At 44.2% G+C, this 17430-nt stretch carries 16 protein-coding genes and 1 other RNA gene; 13 read left to right on the top strand and 4 right to left on the bottom strand.

Translation table 11 applies throughout. From position 1 onward, the window contains the following. Positions 1–13 precede the first annotated feature (13 nt). From rnr to V8G47_RS07780, 4 genes are all read left to right on the top strand, one after another. Positions 14–2353: a ribonuclease R gene (gene rnr / locus V8G47_RS07795; protein WP_336199608.1), complete on the top strand. Its 2340-nt coding sequence runs from the start codon at positions 14–16 to the stop codon at positions 2351–2353. A gap of 121 nt (positions 2354–2474) precedes the next feature. After that, positions 2475–2945, top strand: a complete 471-nt coding sequence (gene smpB, locus V8G47_RS07790; RefSeq protein ID WP_336199607.1) for an SsrA-binding protein SmpB — start codon at positions 2475–2477, stop codon at positions 2943–2945. 150 nt (positions 2946–3095) lie between these two features. After that, positions 3096–3459: a transfer-messenger RNA gene (ssrA, locus tag V8G47_RS07785) on the top strand. Positions 3460–3776: 317 nt separating this feature from the next. After that, positions 3777–4103: a four-helix bundle copper-binding protein gene (locus V8G47_RS07780; protein WP_336199606.1), complete on the top strand. Its 327-nt coding sequence runs from the start codon at positions 3777–3779 to the stop codon at positions 4101–4103. Between the two features lie 51 nt (positions 4104–4154). On the opposite strand, the gene V8G47_RS07775 is transcribed toward V8G47_RS07780, so the two are convergent. Together V8G47_RS07775 and V8G47_RS07770 are read right to left on the bottom strand one after the other, a co-directional pair. After that, positions 4155–4841 (bottom strand): response regulator transcription factor, encoded by a 687-nt coding sequence (locus V8G47_RS07775; protein ID WP_336199605.1) that lies wholly within the window; start codon positions 4839–4841, stop codon positions 4155–4157. Between the two features lie 17 nt (positions 4842–4858). Further along, positions 4859–6220: a sensor histidine kinase gene (locus tag V8G47_RS07770; RefSeq protein WP_336199604.1), complete on the bottom strand. Its 1362-nt coding sequence runs from the start codon at positions 6218–6220 to the stop codon at positions 4859–4861. Positions 6221–6428: 208 nt separating this feature from the next. On the opposite strand from V8G47_RS07770, the gene V8G47_RS07765 reads away from it, so the two are divergent. The 8 genes from V8G47_RS07765 (at position 6429) to qoxD (ending at position 14683) form a co-directional block, all read left to right on the top strand. Next, positions 6429–7019 carry a YdhK family protein gene (locus V8G47_RS07765; protein ID WP_336199603.1) on the top strand — a complete coding sequence of 197 codons (591 nt, stop codon included), beginning with the start codon at positions 6429–6431 and terminating at the stop codon, positions 7017–7019. A 237-nt stretch (positions 7020–7256) separates the two neighbouring features. Further along, positions 7257–7715: a CopY/TcrY family copper transport repressor gene (locus tag V8G47_RS07760; protein ID WP_336199602.1), complete on the top strand. Its 459-nt coding sequence runs from the start codon at positions 7257–7259 to the stop codon at positions 7713–7715. A gap of 24 nt (positions 7716–7739) precedes the next feature. Then, complete coding sequence (locus V8G47_RS07755) at positions 7740–7955, top strand: heavy-metal-associated domain-containing protein (protein ID WP_219166046.1); 216 nt, start codon at positions 7740–7742, stop codon at positions 7953–7955. Between the two features lie 14 nt (positions 7956–7969). After that, on the top strand, positions 7970–10426 hold the full coding sequence (locus V8G47_RS07750; protein ID WP_336199601.1) for a heavy metal translocating P-type ATPase: 2457 nt from the start codon (positions 7970–7972) through the stop codon (positions 10424–10426). Between the two features lie 346 nt (positions 10427–10772). Continuing rightward, the gene (qoxA, locus tag V8G47_RS07745; protein WP_336199600.1) at positions 10773–11795 is read left to right on the top strand and encodes a cytochrome aa3 quinol oxidase subunit II; all 1023 of its coding nucleotides are present in this window, start codon (positions 10773–10775) and stop codon (positions 11793–11795) included. Between the two features lie 16 nt (positions 11796–11811). Beyond that, positions 11812–13773 carry a cytochrome aa3 quinol oxidase subunit I gene (gene qoxB / locus V8G47_RS07740; RefSeq protein ID WP_336199599.1) on the top strand — a complete coding sequence of 654 codons (1962 nt, stop codon included), beginning with the start codon at positions 11812–11814 and terminating at the stop codon, positions 13771–13773. A 2-nt stretch (positions 13774–13775) separates the two neighbouring features. After that, positions 13776–14387 carry a cytochrome aa3 quinol oxidase subunit III gene (qoxC, locus tag V8G47_RS07735; protein ID WP_034764176.1) on the top strand — a complete coding sequence of 204 codons (612 nt, stop codon included), beginning with the start codon at positions 13776–13778 and terminating at the stop codon, positions 14385–14387. Further along, a complete protein-coding gene (gene qoxD, locus V8G47_RS07730; protein ID WP_061809773.1) occupies positions 14387–14683 on the top strand; it encodes a cytochrome aa3 quinol oxidase subunit IV in 297 nt (98 codons plus the stop codon). Before qoxC ends, qoxD begins: the two co-directional genes overlap by 1 nt. A 56-nt stretch (positions 14684–14739) precedes the next feature. Here the strand turns inward: qoxD and V8G47_RS07725 are convergent, their stop codons facing one another. Both V8G47_RS07725 and V8G47_RS07720 read right to left on the bottom strand, forming a co-directional pair. Continuing rightward, positions 14740–15162 carry a VOC family protein gene (locus tag V8G47_RS07725; RefSeq protein ID WP_336199598.1) on the bottom strand — a complete coding sequence of 141 codons (423 nt, stop codon included), beginning with the start codon at positions 15160–15162 and terminating at the stop codon, positions 14740–14742. Positions 15163–15311: 149 nt separating this feature from the next. After that, on the bottom strand, positions 15312–15677 hold the full coding sequence (locus V8G47_RS07720; protein ID WP_336199597.1) for a cytochrome-c oxidase: 366 nt from the start codon (positions 15675–15677) through the stop codon (positions 15312–15314). 248 nt (positions 15678–15925) lie between these two features. Here V8G47_RS07720 and aspA point away from each other — a divergent pair, with 248 nt between their 5' ends. Further along, positions 15926–17356 carry an aspartate ammonia-lyase gene (gene aspA / locus V8G47_RS07715; protein WP_336199596.1) on the top strand — a complete coding sequence of 477 codons (1431 nt, stop codon included), beginning with the start codon at positions 15926–15928 and terminating at the stop codon, positions 17354–17356. The last annotated feature ends 74 nt before the right edge of the window (positions 17357–17430 follow it).

Here is a 17430-nt window from a genome sequence, read left to right as displayed (position 1 = left end):
AGGAGGGATTGTCATGGACGAAAATATTAAAGTGCATGTGGATAGGCTCCTTTCCTATATGAAGGAAGAAGCATACAAGCCATTGACGGTGCAGGAGCTTGAAGAGGCATTCGGAATTGAAGGGTCCACGAACTTCAAGGATTTTGTCAAAGCACTTGTCGTAATGGAAGAAAAGGGGCTCGTCGTACGTACAAGAAGCAACCGCTACGGCCTGCCTGAAAAAATGAATCTGGTCAGGGGGAAAATATCCGCCCATGCAAAAGGATTTGCGTTTGTGATACCGGAAGAATCCGGTATGGATGATATCTTCATCCCTCCGAACGAAACGAATAACGCCATGCATGGCGATATTGTATTAGTAAGGGTGTCAACCTCTTCTTCAGGTTCAAGAAGAGAAGGGACCGTCGTCCGGATCGTCGAACGCGGTGTCGATCAAATGGTCGGTACGTTCACGGAGAGCAAGCATTTCGGTTTTGTCATCCCCGATGATAAGAAGTTTGCCAGTGACATCTTCATCCCGAAATCTGCCCAGATGGGAGCGGCGGAAGGTCATAAGGTCGTTGTAAAGTTGACGGCATATCCTGAGGGACGAAAGAGTGCTGAAGGGGAAGTCATCGAAATCCTCGGTCATAAAAATGATCCTGGGGTCGATATTCTGTCGATCATCCATAAGCACGGAATTGACGTTGAATTTCCTGAAGAGGTCATGGATCAGGCGAATAAAGTGCCAAGTGAAATCGACGAATCGGAAATTCCGAACCGGAAAGATCTCCGCGATCAAACCATCGTCACGATCGATGGCGCAGATGCCAAGGATCTCGATGATGCCGTAACCGTGACGAAACTGGATAACGGGAACTACAAGCTTGGAGTACATATCGCAGACGTCACGTACTATGTCAAAGAGAGCTCCCCGATTGACCAGGAAGCATTCGATAGAGGAACGTCTGTCTATCTTGTAGACCGGGTCATCCCGATGATTCCGCATCGATTATCCAACGGGATTTGTTCCCTTAATCCAAAGGTTGATCGTTTAACGTTATCATGTGACATGGAAATTTCACCTGAAGGCGATGTCGTCAAACATGAAATCTTCCAGAGTGTCATTAAGACAACCGAGCGAATGACTTATTCAGATGTAAACAAGATCCTTGTCGATAAAGACGAAGAGCTCCGCACGAAATATGAGCCTTTGGTGCCGATGTTCGAAGAGATGGAGGACCTGGCACAGGTTCTACGTACCAAACGGATGAAGCGTGGAGCCATCGACTTTGATTTCAAAGAAGCGAAAGTGCTGGTGAATGAGGAAGGGGAACCGACGGATGTCGTCCTTCGTGAACGTTCAGTGGCAGAGAAGCTGATCGAAGAATTCATGCTGGTCGCCAATGAGACGGTTGCCGAGCATTTCCACTGGATGGAAGTGCCGTTCATCTACCGTATCCATGAAGATCCGAAAGAAGATAAGCTTCAACGCTTCTTCGAGTTCATCACCAATTTCGGATTGATCGTGAAAGGAACAGCTAATAGCATCCATCCCCGTGCCCTTCAGGAAATAGTCGAAGACGTACAGGGTGAACCGGAAGAAATGGTTGTTTCGACGATGATGCTTCGTTCCATGCAGCAGGCGAAATACGATCCTGAAAGTCTTGGGCACTTCGGACTCGCAACTGAGTTCTATACTCATTTCACATCGCCAATCCGTCGTTACCCTGACTTGATCGTTCACCGTTTGATCAGAACGTACTTGATCGAAGGGAAAGTGGATCAGGCCACCCGGGATAAATGGGGTGCGCAAATGGGTCATATCGCTGAGCATACATCGAGCCGTGAGCGCCGAGCAGTGGATGCTGAGCGTGAAACCGACGAATTGAAAAAAGCAGAGTACATGGAAGACAAAGTGGGAGAGGAATACGACGGAATCATCAGCTCCGTTACGAATTTCGGACTGTTTGTCGAATTGCCGAACACCATCGAAGGACTTGTCCATGTGAGTTATATGACAGACGACTACTACCGATTTGATGAGCGTCATCTCGCCATGATTGGCGAAAGGACGGCTAATGTATTCCGGATCGGTGATGAAATCACGGTGCGTGTCGTAAGCGTCAATAAAGATGAGCGCGCCATCGATTTTGAAATCGTAGGCATGAAGGGCACCCGTAAAGAGCGCGAAAACCGTGTCCGTTCGATCCGTTCCGATAATGAAAAATCGGATCGTTCGAAATCGAATCGATCTTCATCCCGTAAAAAGGACGGGGAATGGTCAACGCGTAAACCGAACAATAAGAAGAAAAAGACGAATAAGAAACACTTTGAAAATGCACCTCGAAGCAAACGTAAAAAGAAGAAATAAATGGTTCAGGAGCAATGGGATCACCTTTGCTCCTTTTCTTTTCGGAGTGTAACGATACAATTTTTGTTGAAAATATGAGATAATAATGAGTAAACTGACGGAAATGACTAGGGGGATTCCAATGCCAAAGGGAGAAGGCAAGCTTATTGCCCAAAATAATAAAGCGAGGCATGACTATGCCGTAGAAGAAACATACGAAGCGGGACTCGTGCTCCAGGGGACAGAGATCAAAGCGATCCGCGGTGGCCGGGTGAACTTAAAAGATTCCTTTGCCCGTGTGCAAAATGGGGAAATCTTTATTCACAATATGCATATCAGCCCATATGAGCAGGGAAACCGATTCAATCACGAACCGCTCAGAACACGTAAGTTACTGCTTCACAAAAAGCAAATCAATAAACTGATCGGGGATTCCAAAGAAGCAGGCTACTCGATCGTTCCTTTAAAACTGTACATCAAAAATGGTGTAGCGAAGCTTCTGATCGGGCTGGCACGTGGTAAGAAGAAGTATGATAAACGCGAAGACTTGAAACGCAAAGAAGCGAATCGTTCCATCCAGAGAGAACTGGCTCAGCGCCAAAAAGGCATGTAATACTACAGATTTCCGGAATCTGGCATTTGCAATTATCTCAGGATTTGTTATACTAGTAGATGTCGCAAGGTAATCAAGCGGCAGTAAGAACAATTGAATAAGTGACTTACACGCTGAACTTATTCTTTCCCGTTCTTCCCTTTCTATCATGGGGACGTTACGGATTCGACAGGGATAGTTCGAGCTTAGGTCGCGAGCCGTAGGGGTCGTCTACGTTAAAACGCCAAAGCCAATAATAACTGGCAAAACTAACAATAACCTAGCTTTAGCTGCGTAATAGCACTTTAGCTGTTCCTCCCTCCATCGCCTATGTGGTAGGGTAAGGGACTCACTCTTAGTAGGCTACGCCGGAGTCCACCGTCTGAGGACAAAGGAAGAGATTAATCAGACTAGCTGCACGGACGCCCGTCGATAGGCAGAAGCTGTAGCGAACTTGCGAATATATCGACTACGCTCGTAGACGCTTAAGTGGCGATGTTTCTGGACGTGGGTTCGATTCCCACCGTCTCCACCAAATACATATTTGGTGGTTTTTTATTTGTATTTTTTTTGGTGTTTATTACCTCCTCATATATATAGATATACAAGTTAAAGCCATGTTCCTTATAATCAAAAGGAACATGGCTTTTTGAGTTAACATTTTAATAAAGGGGGTTAAAACAAATAGTTCAATCCCTTAAATTTTCTTATTTACCCACTACTTTTGCAGAATTTATGCAGTTTGAACTATATCTGTTACAACCAATAAAAACATGGATTATCCGTTTAATGACATTCTTAGGGGATATAGTATAGGTGTAGAAACTAACTTATCTCAAGGAGGAGAATAACATGTCACATGAAAAGTATCAATCTGCCATCAAAGCACTACACGAGTGTATGGAAGCCTGTAACCACTGTTTCGATTCCTGTTTACAAGAAGAGGATATTAACATGATGAAAGAGTGTATCCGTTTGGATCGTGAATGTGCGGATATGTGTTCATACTTAGAACAGTCCTTGGTGAGAGGAACGCCATTTGCGGCTGAACTCGCCCAATTGTGTGCGAAGATTTGTGAAACATGCGGAGAAGAATGTAAGAAGCATGATCACGATCATTGTCAAAAATGTGCCGATGCATGCTTCAATTGTGCAGAAGAATGTAAAAAAATCGCGTAATTAAAAAGAAGTGTAGACAATCAAATTGTCTACACCTTTTTTTATGTACGTCTATATTTTCCACTGATATCCGATGCCCCAGATTGTTTTCAAATGATTTTCGATTGGGAATCCGGCTTTTTTTAATTTATCCCTCAGATTCCTGATATGTGAATCGACGGTTCTGATGTCGGTTTTGGAGTTGATATCCCACACCATCAGAAGGAGTTGTTCCCTCGTATATACGCGGTCAGTATTTTTCATCAGGGAATGCAGGATATTGTATTCTTTTAAGGTTAAGGAAAGAATTTGATTTTCATACTTTAACGTATAGGTATGTCCATCTAATGTGAAAGCTCCCCTGGTTAGTTGTTCCGAATCTTCTATTTGCTCATAACAGGTTTTTCTTCTGAAGAGGGCATTTACCCGTGCGACAAGTTCATCTTCGTCAAAAGGCTTGGTAATGTAGTCATCCGCCCCAGCATTTAACCCCTTCACGATGTCATCCTTCTCTCCCCTGGCAGTTAACATGATGATGGGAACAGTGGAAAACTTCCTGATTTTTTCACATGTATGAAAGCCATTCAGTTCCGGCATCATAATGTCTAAAATGATTAGGTCTACGGGATGGTTTTTCATATATTGAATCGCATCATAGCCATTATTCTTCTTTATACACGAATAATCGTGAGGAGTGAGATAAAGTTCCAATAGATTCAACATCTTTGTTTCGTCATCTATTAATAAAATGGTGTTCATCGTTCAACCTCCAGGAATTACATTATGATATTGATTGACGTCCCCTTTTCCGGTTCACTCTCGATCGAGATGTTTCCGCCGTGAGCTTCCACGAGCTCCTTTACGATGGATAAACCGAGACCGGAGCCTCCAAATTCCCTTGAGCGTGATTTCTCTACCCGGTGTAGTCTGTTAAATACCTTTGGAAGCTCATCAGCTGGAATCCCTATGCCTTGATCGTTGATTGTAAGAGCCAACTTGCCAGTTCCATGTTGTCGGACGATGACAGTAGTCGTTGAACCGGGCTTTGAATATTTCAAGGAGTTATCTAATAGATTCATGATGATTTGTTCCAGGCGGATCGGATCCGCCTGGAATACAAACGGGTCCTTGGCAGATAGGATTAAATCCATTTCCCGACTTTTAAAAGCAGGAGTGATCTTTTTAATGATTTTTTTGAAGAATGGGGATGATTGTATCTCTTCCAAATGAATGGAAAAGTTATTCTCATCGATTTTGGCCAATTCAAATAGGTTATCGATTAAAGTGACAATGGTTTTTGATTCTTCCTGTATGATCGTTAAATACTCTTTTCTTTCAGATTCCGGGATTTCGTCGCGAAGAGAGACATTCGTATATCCAAGAACATACGTCAACGGGGTTCTCAGCTCGTGAGAAATAGTGGCCAGAAATTCAGATCGGTCGTGTTGAATGGTCTCTAAATCATTGGCTAGAGTTTTGATGGATGTTGCCAGTTCTCCTAGTTCATCTTTCCCAAGGTGGGGCAGCTTGACCTCGAAGTTCCCTTTGCTCAATTCTTCAGTGGCTTGCTTCATTCTAATTAGTGGCCGTGTCAACATTTTGGATAGAAGAAAATGGATACCGGCTAATATGATAAGACTCATGATTCCTGCAAGAAGAAAGTGTCCATTTAGTTTACTGATTAAGTTCCGCAATGGAGAGGCGCTTTTAAACATAAAAACATAACCTTCGTTGCCATCCTTCTCAAAAGCCGTAACCGTAGCTAAATAATTCATGTCTTTCCAATTTGCTTCAATCACCCTTCCTTCGCGGGGCAAAGATCGGGGGCTATCATTAATGAGTTCTCTCATTCCTTTTGTTAGCTTCTTCGAACTGATAATAACTTGATGATGTTTATCTGTAATCACAACTTCGGTTTCGGTTTTTGATTCCATAAGCGCAATATGGTGCAAGGTATTATTTGAATAACGATCCTCTAATACATCCCGATGGCTGTTCCCCCGGGAAAGGATGGATTGAAATTCCTCCTGGATCCGGACATCAATAATATTGTCATGGAGGTATAACATTAATAAACCTTCCATGATGAATACGGCGATCGTAAAGTAAGCGGCTAACTTGATTGAAATTTTATTCATATTGGCAACCTCATTTATACATTTCTTTGTTTAGTTTAGGGGGAAAATATGAAAAAAGTGTGCACATTATCCCTTTTACTTAAATTCGCTTAATTGAGTACTCAATACGATACCCTAAAAAAGCTGTCTTGAAAATGATTGTTCTCCATATAATTTGCATATTTGCTGGGTAAAATTTTAATAGAAATGACTAGAGGAGGTACTACCTATGATACAACGTAGAAGAAAATGGTTCCTATTGATCGTTACAGCTCTGTTTCTCATGTTGAGTGCTTGTTCAAATAATCAAGATGAGAATAAAACTAACAATGGTAAAGAGACGGAGAAGTCCGAAGAAATGGATGGTATGGAACATGGTGACATGAATCACTCTGGTTCGGAAGAGGTACCAGAAGGGTTGAAAGAATCAACAACCCCCAAATATGAAGTGGGAAGCAAAGCCATCATGAAGGCTGATCATATGAAAGGGATGAAGGGTGCAGAAGCAACCATTAAAGGTGCTTACGATACGGTTGTTTACAGCGTTACCTATACACCAACCACTGGTGGAGAGACAGTGGAGGACCATAAATGGGTCATTCATGAAGAACTGAAAGACTATGGTGATCAACCGTATAAACCTGGAGAAGAGGTTGTCTTGAATGCCGATCATATGAAGGGGATGAAAGGGGCAACGGCTACCATTGACTCTGCTGAGAAAATGACGGTTTACATGGTAGACTACACACCCATTACAGGTGGAGAAGAAGTAAAGAATCATAAATGGGTGAGCGAGGACGAATTATCACCAGTTGAATAAAAAAATTAAGAGATGTCCGAATGAAAAAGGATCATCTCTTTTTTTATACGACAACTTTCGTCTTTGTACTTGATGGAAGGTTTATAGAATACCTCCAGTGGTACAGAATAAAACATTGGGCATGAGCAACAGCACATTTTAATGAATATCCAGATCAATTTTGTTGACTAAAATCGATTACAGTTGTAAACTATAAATATAAATCGATTACAGTTGTAAACGGATGGAGGGATATTATTGCCCGAAGAAAAACCGGAAATCACGGATTCTGAATGGGAAGTCATGAGGGTCGTCTGGACGCTTAAAGAAGTAACCAGCAAGGAAATAAGTTCTGTCCTGCAGGAAAAGAAAGAGTGGAAGCCGGCAACAACCAAAACATTTATTGGGCGCCTGGTCAAAAAAGGGATGCTGACAACCGAAAAAATCGGCAACCGGTTCATCTACAGGGCAGGTGTCAGTGAGGAAGATAGCCTGAAAACACTGAAGTCAGGATTATTCACTCATATATGCAGCAGGGCAGTCGGAAAGACGATTGCTGATCTGATTGAAGAAGCAACGCTGAGTCATGACGACATATCGCTGTTGGAAGCAGCTTTAAAGAAGAAGAAACAGGATGCTGTTGACGACATCGCATGCAATTGCGTTCCCGGCCAGTGTACTTGTAAGAAAGATCACGGCATGAACTGCCAACATTAAAAATATCCTAAGGAGTGTTCAAAAATGGAAAAAACGTTATTGAATGTATCAGGAATGACATGTGGAAACTGTGTGAAAAAGGTAGAAGGCGTATTAAATGAATTGGACGGAGTCGAAAAAGCGAAAGTGGATCTTGAAAATGGTGCCGCAAAGGTCAAGTATGATGAAACGAAGCAGACTCCGGACAGTTTAAGTAAAGCGGTCTCTGATGCGGGGTACGAAACAGAACCAGCGAAGTAAAGGTGGTTGGGACAATGACGGAAAAAACAGTAAGCATCGAAGGGATGACATGTGCCTCGTGTTCCCAGGCGGTTGAGAAAGCAACGATGAAACTTTCTGGTGTTCAACAAGCAAGTGTGAACCTTGCAACGGAGAAACTGAATATTGTCTATGATGAGAATGAACTCTCCCTTGAAGACATTAAAAAAGCAGTGGATGACGCAGGTTATAAAGCGGTCACGGAATTGGAAAAGAAGACCTTCAGCGTCACGGGCATGACCTGCGCATCCTGTGTGCAATCCGTGGAAAAGGCGACAGGAAAGCTCGAGGGAGTCAAGGAATCGACTGTCAATATGGCGACGGAGAAAATGGTCATAGAGTACGATCCTGCTGTCGTCACCGTGTCCGATATCAAGGGTGCGGTTTCAGATGCCGGGTACGAAGCGCATGAGGACGCTGACACAGAAGATTCTGTGGACGAAGACAGGGATAAGAAAGAAGAGCACATCCAGACGATGTGGAAACGCTTCTGGGTTTCAGCCGTCTTCACCGTTCCCCTGCTCCTGGTTTCCATGGGGCATATGCTCGGCATGCCGCTGCCCGATGCAATCGATCCGATGGTGAACCCCACTGGATTTGCATTGATACAACTTGTGCTTACCATTCCTGTCGTAGCAATGGGGAAACCATTTTTCACCGTAGGGTTTAAGACGCTTTCCAAACGCCATCCCAATATGGATTCATTGGTGGCGCTCGGAACTGGCGCTGCGTTCTTCTACAGTCTGTTTGCAAGCATCATGATCATATCAGGCAGTGAAGGCTATGCCCAGAACCTCTATTTCGAATCGGCAGCCGTCATCCTCACCCTCATTACATTGGGTAAATATTTTGAGGCTCTTTCGAAAGGGAAAACGTCTGAAGCCATCAAGAAGCTGATGGGGCTCGCCCCTAAAACGGCGACTGTCGTAAGAGATGGAGTAGAAGTCGAGATCTCAGTGGAAGAAGTGGCAGTCGGAGAGATCATCATTGTTAAGCCGGGTGAAAAAATCCCCGTCGATGGAGTGGTGACAGAAGGAAAGACCTCTGTCGATGAAGCGATGCTGACAGGGGAAAGTATCCCGGTTGAGAAATCCAGAGGTTCGAACGTGATCGGAGCAAGCATCAATAAAAATGGTACTATCCGATATGAGGCAACGAAAGTCGGGAAGGATACCGCATTATCACAGATCATCAAGCTGGTCGAAGATGCCCAGGGCTCAAAGGCTCCTATTGCTAAGATGGCAGATGTGATTTCAGGATATTTTGTACCCATCGTCATCGTTATTGCCATCCTATCCGGTCTCGCCTGGTATGTTTCAGGAGAATCAGGCCTCTTTGCCTTTACGATTGCCATTTCGATTCTAGTCATCGCCTGCCCTTGTGCCCTTGGACTCGCGACACCTACGGCGATCATGGTCGGTACTGGAAAAGGCGCTGAAAATGGCGTCCTGATTAAAAGCGGCGGAGCCCTTGAGACGACCCACAAAATAGACACCATCGTATTTGATAAAACCGGTACCATCACGGAAGGAAAGCCTGTCGTGACGGATATCGTGATGGCGGAAGGTTTTTTAGAAGAAGAACTCCTGATCCTTGCCGCTTCAGCTGAAAAGGGATCTGAACATCCTCTTGGCGAAGCGATTGTCCGGGAGGCAGAAGAGAGAGGACTGATCCTGCGTAAAACTGACTTTTTTGACGCCATTACGGGACTGGGAATTGAAGTGACGGTCGAAGGAGACGACCTCCTCCTCGGAAACCGCAAGCTGATGGACGAAAATGATGTCGATGTCGGTGAATTGGCAGAAGTATCAGATCGGCTCGCTGCCGAGGGGAAAACGCCGATGTACATTGCCGTCGAAGAAGAGATTGCCGGCATCATCGCAGTCGCCGATACGGTGAAAGAAACGAGTTTCAAAGCCATTGAAAAGCTTCACAGGATGGGACTCCAAGTGGCAATGATCACGGGAGACAACAAGCGGACAGCAGAAGCGATTGCAAGAGAAATAGGGATCGACCGCGTACTGAGTGAAGTACTGCCGGAGGACAAAGCAAATGAAGTCAAGAAGCTTCAGGAAGAAGGCAGGAAAGTGGCGATGGTCGGGGATGGAATCAACGATGCTCCGGCACTTGCACAAGCGGATATAGGAATCGCCATCGGTTCCGGTACGGATGTGGCCATGGAGTCGGCAGACATCGTCCTCATGAGAAGTGACCTCATGGATGTACCGACAGCCGTTGAATTGAGTAAAGCAACCATACGGAACATTAAACAGAACCTGTTCTGGGCCTTTGGCTATAACATTCTCGGCATACCTATTGCTATGGGGCTCCTGTATCTGTTCGGCGGACCGTTACTGAATCCTATGATCGCAGGGGCAGCCATGAGTTTCAGTTCCGTTTCGGTGTTGCTGAACGCCCTTCGCCTGAAAGGATTCAAACCATCAAATGTTTGATGTTTTATTACCAGACACGATTGTTCACTTGTGGTACATTTTTTGAAAAATATCTTATTCTTAGATAATTTTTTGTTCATATTTTCTACAGTTTTGTGAAATGAAATTGTAAAATATTCTAAATAATCAACCTATGAACCGCTCTCAACGTTATTCTCAGATAACTTTGAGAGTTATTTTTTTGTCCATTGAGCAATTCTTTCCAACATTGTTACCGTTCTGTGAATAAAATGCGTCGAAATTTCGAAAATCTGTTTAAAAATGCAGTTATGAAGGGTACCTGATTAGAGAATTTGATAGTATAGGTCTACGAGAGTAAATTCTACATAAAGGAAGGTGATTTCTTTTGTTTAATAAATTTAAACCGTATTTAATTGTTTTAATAAGTCTTATTTCGTTATTTTTCATCATTATTTTCAGTACGGACAGCGAATTGATCATCCTTGATCCCAAAGGACCGGTGGGAGCCGTTCAAAAAGATCTGATTATGTTGTCCATCTACTATATGATTGCCATTATGGTTGTTGTACTTGGATTCTTTACAATCATATTATTCAAGTATCGAAGCAGTAAAAAGAATAGTGACTATAAACCGGATATGCACGGAAGTACATTCCTTGAGATCATTTGGACGTTGATTCCTGTCCTGATCGTCATCGCATTATCCATCCCGAATACAAAGGCCCTTTATGAATTGAAGGAAGCGCCGGAAGCGACCTCTCATAAAGACCCGATCGTGATCCATGCGACGGCTGTCGATTGGAAATGGATCTTCAGTTATCCTGAAGAAGGAATTGAAACGGTAAACTATGTGAACGTTCCTGAGGATCATCCGATTCTCTTCAAAGTAACCGCGGCAGACTCCATGGCTTCCTTCTGGGTACCGCAAATCGGCGGTCAGATCTATGGTATGCCTGGAATGGTCAATGACTTATATCTGCAGGCAGATGAGCCAGGAACATATGATGGAAGAAATTCAAACTTCACTGGTGAAGGAATGACTCACCAAACGTTTGATTTTGTTGCGATGAAGCAAGGCAAATATGAAGATTGGGTAGAAGATGCTCAATCGAACGAACCGAAACTGACGGAAGATACGTATGAAAAACTGATGCTTCCTGAAACGGTTGATAAGATGACCTTTTCATCTACTCACTTAGCCTTCGTTGATCATGGTAAGAACTCCGAGTATGCCATGGCGATCCGCCAGAAGTACGGACTGGATACCACGGTAGGTGGAGCAGATAAAGATGCTGAGTCCGTTCATGGCAATATGGATATGGAAGGCCATGAAGGCATGGACCATGGCGATATGAAGAAAAAAGATGAAGATGACGACCATAAGGACGAAGGTAGTCATGAGCACTAAGAGAGGAGGACTTTAAATGTTTGAATTTATTAAGGATAATCTGATCCTTAACGATCCGTTGATTCTGGGAGCCAACATTTCGATCGTTTTCACCGTAATCGGAATCGTTGCAGTCCTCACTTATTTTAAAAAGTGGAAATGGTTGTGGAACGACTGGATCACAAGCGTTGATCATAAAAAAATCGGGATTATGTATATCCTGGCTGCACTTGTCATGCTCTTCCGCGGAGGGGTCGATGCACTCTTGATGAGGGCACAATTGACGGTGCCGAATAATTCATTTTTAACATCCGAGCATTACAATGAAATTTTTACGACTCACGGTACGATCATGATCCTGTTCATGGCGATGCCATTCTTACTTGGATTGATGAATGTGGTCGTTCCTTTGCAGATCGGTGCAAGGGACGTAGCCTTCCCTTATTTGAATAACCTGAGTTTCTGGGCATTCATGTTCGGGGCGATCCTTTTCAATATCTCATTCGTATTCGGTGGTTCACCGAATGCAGGTTGGACGAACTACGCACCGCTTGCGATTGAAGGTAGTCCTGGACCGGGTATCAACTATTACCTGCTGGGCTTACAGATATCGGGGATCGGTACGTTACTGACAGGTATCAACTTTGTCGTCACCATCATCAAGATGCGTGCACCTGGCATGACGCTTCTTCGTATGCCGATGTTCACATGGACGACGTTGATCACGGCTTTCATCATCGTGTTTGCTTTCCCGATTTTGACTGTCACATTAGCACTGATGACATTTGACCGCTTATTCGGTTCCCATTTCTTCACGCTTACGAATGGCGGCGACCCGATGCTATGGTCAAACCTTTTCTGGCTATGGGGACACCCGGAAGTATATATCGTTATTTTGCCGGCTTTCGGTATTTTCTCAGAAATCATTGCTACATTTGCAAGAAAAACATTATTTGGCTATAAATCTATGATTATCTCACTTGTAGCGATCTCAGGTTTAAGCTTCGTTGTGTGGGTCCATCACTTCTTTACGATGGGTGGAAGCGCAGCAGTGAACAGTGTATTCTCGATCTCGACGATGGCGATTGCCATACCGACGGGAATCAAGATATTCAACTGGCTGGGTACCTTATTTAAAGGTAGGATTGAATTTACGGTACCGATGTTATGGTCTGTTGCGTTCATCCCGACATTCCTGATCGGTGGGGTGACAGGGGTTATGCTTGGAATGGCTGCCGCCGATTTCCAATATCACAATAACTACTTCCTGGTTGCTCACTTCCATTACACGTTGATTGCCGGTGTCGTATTTGCCTGCTTTGCAGGACTTACTTACTGGTATCCTAAGATGTTTGGTCACAAGATGAATGAACGGATCGGCAGATGGGCTTTCTGGTTCTTCTCCATCGGTTTCAACCTTTGTTTCTTACCTCAGTTCGTATTAGGATTCGCAGGTATGCCAAGACGTGTGTACACGTATGGACCTGAAGACGGCTGGACCTCCCTGAATGTCATCTCTTCCGTCGGAGCTTTCGGAATGGGAGTCGGATTCATGATTCTCGTTTACGGTATCTATTACAGCTTCCGATTTGCCAAGAGAGAAACAACAGGTGACGCATGGGATGGACGTACCCTTGAGTGGGCGACCAGCTCAGCGATCCCGCCTCATTACAACTTTGCACATGTACCTGAAGTGAAGAGTCATGATGCATATTATGATATGAAGCAAGAAGGAAGAAAGATGGTTCCTGATAATTTTGAATACCAACCGATTCACATGCCAAGCAATGCAGGAACACCTTTCATCATGTCCGCACTATTCTTTGTCGCAGGATTTGGTTTAGTGTTCGAACTGTTCTGGATGGCGATCATAGCGCTTGTCGGTATCTTCGGATGCATGGCATTCCGTTCACTGATGTCACACAAGCAGGATGAAGGTTATTATGTAAGTGTGGAAGAAATCGAAAAGACTGAAAATCCGTATAAGAGGGAGGCGTGAGCATGGCACATAGTACGAATATAGATCCAAACACGCCGCTTGAATATCAATCCGATATCGGTAAGCTGAACATCTTCGGATTCTGGGTTTTCCTTGGCGCGGAAATCGCATTGTTTGCCACTATTTTCGCAACATTCTTCGCTCTGAAAGCCGGAACGATGGGTGGCCCGCTTCCAAGTGAAGTGTTTGATATGAAGAATACGATCATCATGACGCTTTTACTATTAATCAGTAGTTTCACGTCTGGTTTATCAATAAATGAATTAAGAAAGAGAAATGTCAAATCCATGATGGTTTGGCTGATCATCACATTATTATTTGGACTCGGATTCCTTTACATGGAAATCACCGAGTTCATCCATCTGGTCCATGAAGGAGCAGCAATGGGCACGAACGCATTCTGGTCATCCTTCTATTTACTGACCGGGACGCATGGTCTCCACGTATCAGTGGGTATCCTGTGGATTCTTCTCGTCATGTTCCAAGTGAAGAAGCGGGGATTGAATCCTGATACCGCTAAAAAACTATTTGTATCCAGCTTGTATTGGCACTTTCTGGACTTTGTCTGGATCTTCGTGTTCACAAGCGTGTACTTATTAGGGATGGTGGGATAATGTCACAACATACGAATCATAGTGGATTACCTTGGACTCAGATCATTGGATTTATCTTATCGATTGCGTTGACGTTCTTAGCCGTCTGGTTTGGACTGTATACGAATCTGGCATATGAACTGATCGTAGCGATCGTGTTCGTCCTTGCCTTCATACAGGCTGCGATCCAGCTCTTCATGTTCATGCACGTAACGGAAGGTGAAGGAAGATGGCAGGTAGGTAAGATGATGTCTGCGGCATTTATCGCCATTGTCATCGTGGCCGGATCTGTCTGGGTATTGAGCAGTATGCATTAAAATAGAAAAGAAGCTGTTGGGATTCCAGCAGCTTCTTTTTTTACGTTTGTGGATTGTTATATTTCGTGACCTTCGTAATTAAACTGCCATTGAATGCCGAATTTATCGGTGACTTGACCGTACAGCTTGCTCCAGAATGTTTCCTGAAGCTCCATATCAACCTTACCGCCTTCTTTCAACTTGTGGAAACGGTACATCAATTTTTCAGGATCATCGCTTACCAGGGCAAGGGTAATATTGTTTCCTTCTACAAAAGGCATATTTGGAAATACATCGGAAAACATGACATGACTGCCGTCGATGGTGAGTCGTGTATGTAGGACCAGGTCTTTTGCTTCTTCGGGCAGGGGGTAGTCAGGATGTGGGGGTGCCTCAGCGAACGTCATGATCTGTGGTGGTTCAGTTTCAAATACTTCAGCATAATACTCTGCCGCTGCCCGGCAATTGCCATTGAAATTCAGGTAAACATTGACCGACATGTACATCACTCCTAAAATTGAAATGGGTATTCTTCTGTATTTTACCATCTTTTACTCATATGAAATGACAAAAGATAGAAAAATCAAAAAAATAAAACTGCAAAAAAACCCCATCCTGCCAACTGGCAAAAGGGGTTTCAAGAATCGTATTAAACTTTTAATTCCCTCAGGATATTGATGCCAAACAACAATATACCGACTGTCGTCAGGACCCCGCCTGTTGCAATGACCGGCACGACCGCTTCATTGCCAAGTACCAACAGGAATAATCCGATCATCATCAGCGGCAAACCGACATTATGGAGCCAGAAATGAGCTTTGGCCAGTTTGGTGGTTGATACAGCCGGGAATAAGTGATAAATGAGACCTGCAAGCGTCAGTGCCGTCCAGCCCAATAAGTTAATGTGAACGTGAACCGGGGTCAGGCTGTAGTCATGGACCATGGACATATATAACCCGATACATACACCGATCATAAAGTATACGACTGAGATTTTAATCAGTTTGATACCCATTCAAATCCTCCTCCTTTCATTGGTAATATATGAGTAAATAGACCCGTGTAGAACGTTCTGTCATTGTGTATTGACATTAAATTTAATATATTCGTTTTCTGACAAAAGGGAGGGTCATACCAAAGCTCTGAAAGCGCTTTTTTGGAATTTTTGAAATTAATGGTTTTACCCCTAAATCGTTGCCTACTCCCTCTCTAATTGATAGAATCATCAATTAGAGAGACAATCCAAATATGGGGAGTAGAGAAATGATAAACGTCACTAGTGGATTTAGAATAGAAAAAGATTTCCTCGGGGAAAAAGAAGTACCTGAAGATGTGTATTATGGAATACAAACGTTACGGGCAGTGGAAAACTTTCCGATTACGGGATATAAAATTCATAAAGAGATGATCAATGCCCTGGCAGTCGTAAAGAAAGCGGCTGCACTTGCAAACATGGAAACGACACGTCTGTATGACGGGATCGGGCAGGCCATCGTTCAGGCATGCGATGAAATCCTGGAAGGCAAGTTTCATGAATTCTTCATCGTGGATCCAATCCAGGGAGGTGCAGGTACGTCGATCAACATGAACGCCAATGAGGTCATCGCCAATCGTGCCCTGGAACTCATGTCCCATCGTAAAGGGGAATATGGGAAGGTGAGCCCGAACAGCCATGTGAATATGTCACAGTCGACCAATGACGTATTCCCTACGGTCATCCATATTTCCACTTTGAAACTAGTAGAGAAGCTCCTCGACACGATGGAGCATATGCTGAGTGCCTTTAGACAGAAAGCCCGGGAGTTCGATCACGTCATTAAAATGGGGCGTACCCATCTTCAGGATGCTGTGCCCATTCGCCTCGGGCAGGAGTTTGAAGCTTACAGCAGAGTAGTGGAACGGGATATCAAGCGCATCGGACGCACCCGTGATCATCTTTATGAAGTGAATATGGGGGCGACGGCTGTAGGAACCGGTTTGAATGCGGACCCTGTGTATATCAAGAGTGTGGTGAAGCACCTTGCTGATATCAGCGGGCTGCCATTGACAGGGGCTGAACATCTGGTCGATGCGACCCAGAACACGGACGCGTACACAGAGGTTTCGGCAGCATTGAAGGTATGTATGACCAATATGTCCAAGATCGCCAATGATCTGCGTCTGATGGCTTCAGGACCGCGTGCCGGACTTGGTGAAATTTCACTGCCGGCAAGACAGCCGGGATCTTCCATCATGCCGGGTAAAGTGAATCCCGTCATGCCGGAACTGATCAACCAGGTAGCCTTCCAGGTGATGGGGAATGATCAGACCATTTCCCTTGCATCTGAAGCCGGTCAGCTTGAACTGAACGTGATGGAGCCTGTGCTTGTATTCAATCTTCTTCAATCCATCAGCATCATGAACAATGCGTTCAGAAGCTTTACGGACAACTGCCTTGTCGGGATAGAAGCGAATGAGACACGAATGAAAGAGTATGTGGAAAACAGCGTAGGAATCATCACGGCGGTCAATCCTCACCTGGGATATGAAGTCGTTTCCCGGATTGCCAGGGAAGCGATCCTGAAAGGGAAGTCTGTGAGAGAGCTTTGTCTCGAATATGATGTACTGACGGAAGAAGAGCTTGATCTGATCTTGAACCCATATGAAATGACGAACCCCGGTATAGCGGGTAGAGTGCTTTTTGATCGGGAATAAGGAATACGAAAAACGTTCCGTTATGAATGACGGGGCGTTTTTTTGTAGTAACTTGCCCAAGAAGAAAACACCTC

Source organism: Rossellomorea sp. LJF3 (assembly GCF_037046045.1).
GTDB lineage: Bacteria > Bacillota > Bacilli > Bacillales > Bacillaceae_B > Rossellomorea.
The sequence above is the reverse complement of the archived record's forward strand: the minus strand, read 5'-3'. Positions and strand labels throughout refer to the sequence as shown.

Bases quoted from the DNA above. Each gene is read 5' to 3' on its own strand.
- V8G47_RS07750 (WP_336199601.1), top strand. From the start codon at position 7,970: ATGACGGAAAAAACAGTAAGCATCGAAGGGATGACATGTGCCTCGTGT.
- qoxD (WP_061809773.1), top strand. From the start codon at position 14,387: ATGTCACAACATACGAATCATAGTGGATTACCTTGGACTCAGATCATT.
- aspA (WP_336199596.1), top strand. From the start codon at position 15,926: ATGATAAACGTCACTAGTGGATTTAGAATAGAAAAAGATTTCCTCGGG.
- V8G47_RS07720 (WP_336199597.1), bottom strand. From the start codon at position 15,677: ATGGGTATCAAACTGATTAAAATCTCAGTCGTATACTTTATGATCGGT.
- V8G47_RS07780 (WP_336199606.1), top strand. From the start codon at position 3,777: ATGTCACATGAAAAGTATCAATCTGCCATCAAAGCACTACACGAGTGT.
- rnr (WP_336199608.1), top strand. From the start codon at position 14: ATGGACGAAAATATTAAAGTGCATGTGGATAGGCTCCTTTCCTATATG.
- qoxB (WP_336199599.1), top strand. From the start codon at position 11,812: ATGTTTGAATTTATTAAGGATAATCTGATCCTTAACGATCCGTTGATT.
- V8G47_RS07725 (WP_336199598.1), bottom strand. From the start codon at position 15,162: ATGTCGGTCAATGTTTACCTGAATTTCAATGGCAATTGCCGGGCAGCG.
- V8G47_RS07770 (WP_336199604.1), bottom strand. From the start codon at position 6,220: ATGAATAAAATTTCAATCAAGTTAGCCGCTTACTTTACGATCGCCGTA.
- V8G47_RS07755 (WP_219166046.1), top strand. From the start codon at position 7,740: ATGGAAAAAACGTTATTGAATGTATCAGGAATGACATGTGGAAACTGT.
- smpB (WP_336199607.1), top strand. From the start codon at position 2,475: ATGCCAAAGGGAGAAGGCAAGCTTATTGCCCAAAATAATAAAGCGAGG.
- V8G47_RS07775 (WP_336199605.1), bottom strand. From the start codon at position 4,841: ATGAACACCATTTTATTAATAGATGACGAAACAAAGATGTTGAATCTA.
- V8G47_RS07765 (WP_336199603.1), top strand. From the start codon at position 6,429: ATGATACAACGTAGAAGAAAATGGTTCCTATTGATCGTTACAGCTCTG.
- qoxC (WP_034764176.1), top strand. From the start codon at position 13,776: ATGGCACATAGTACGAATATAGATCCAAACACGCCGCTTGAATATCAA.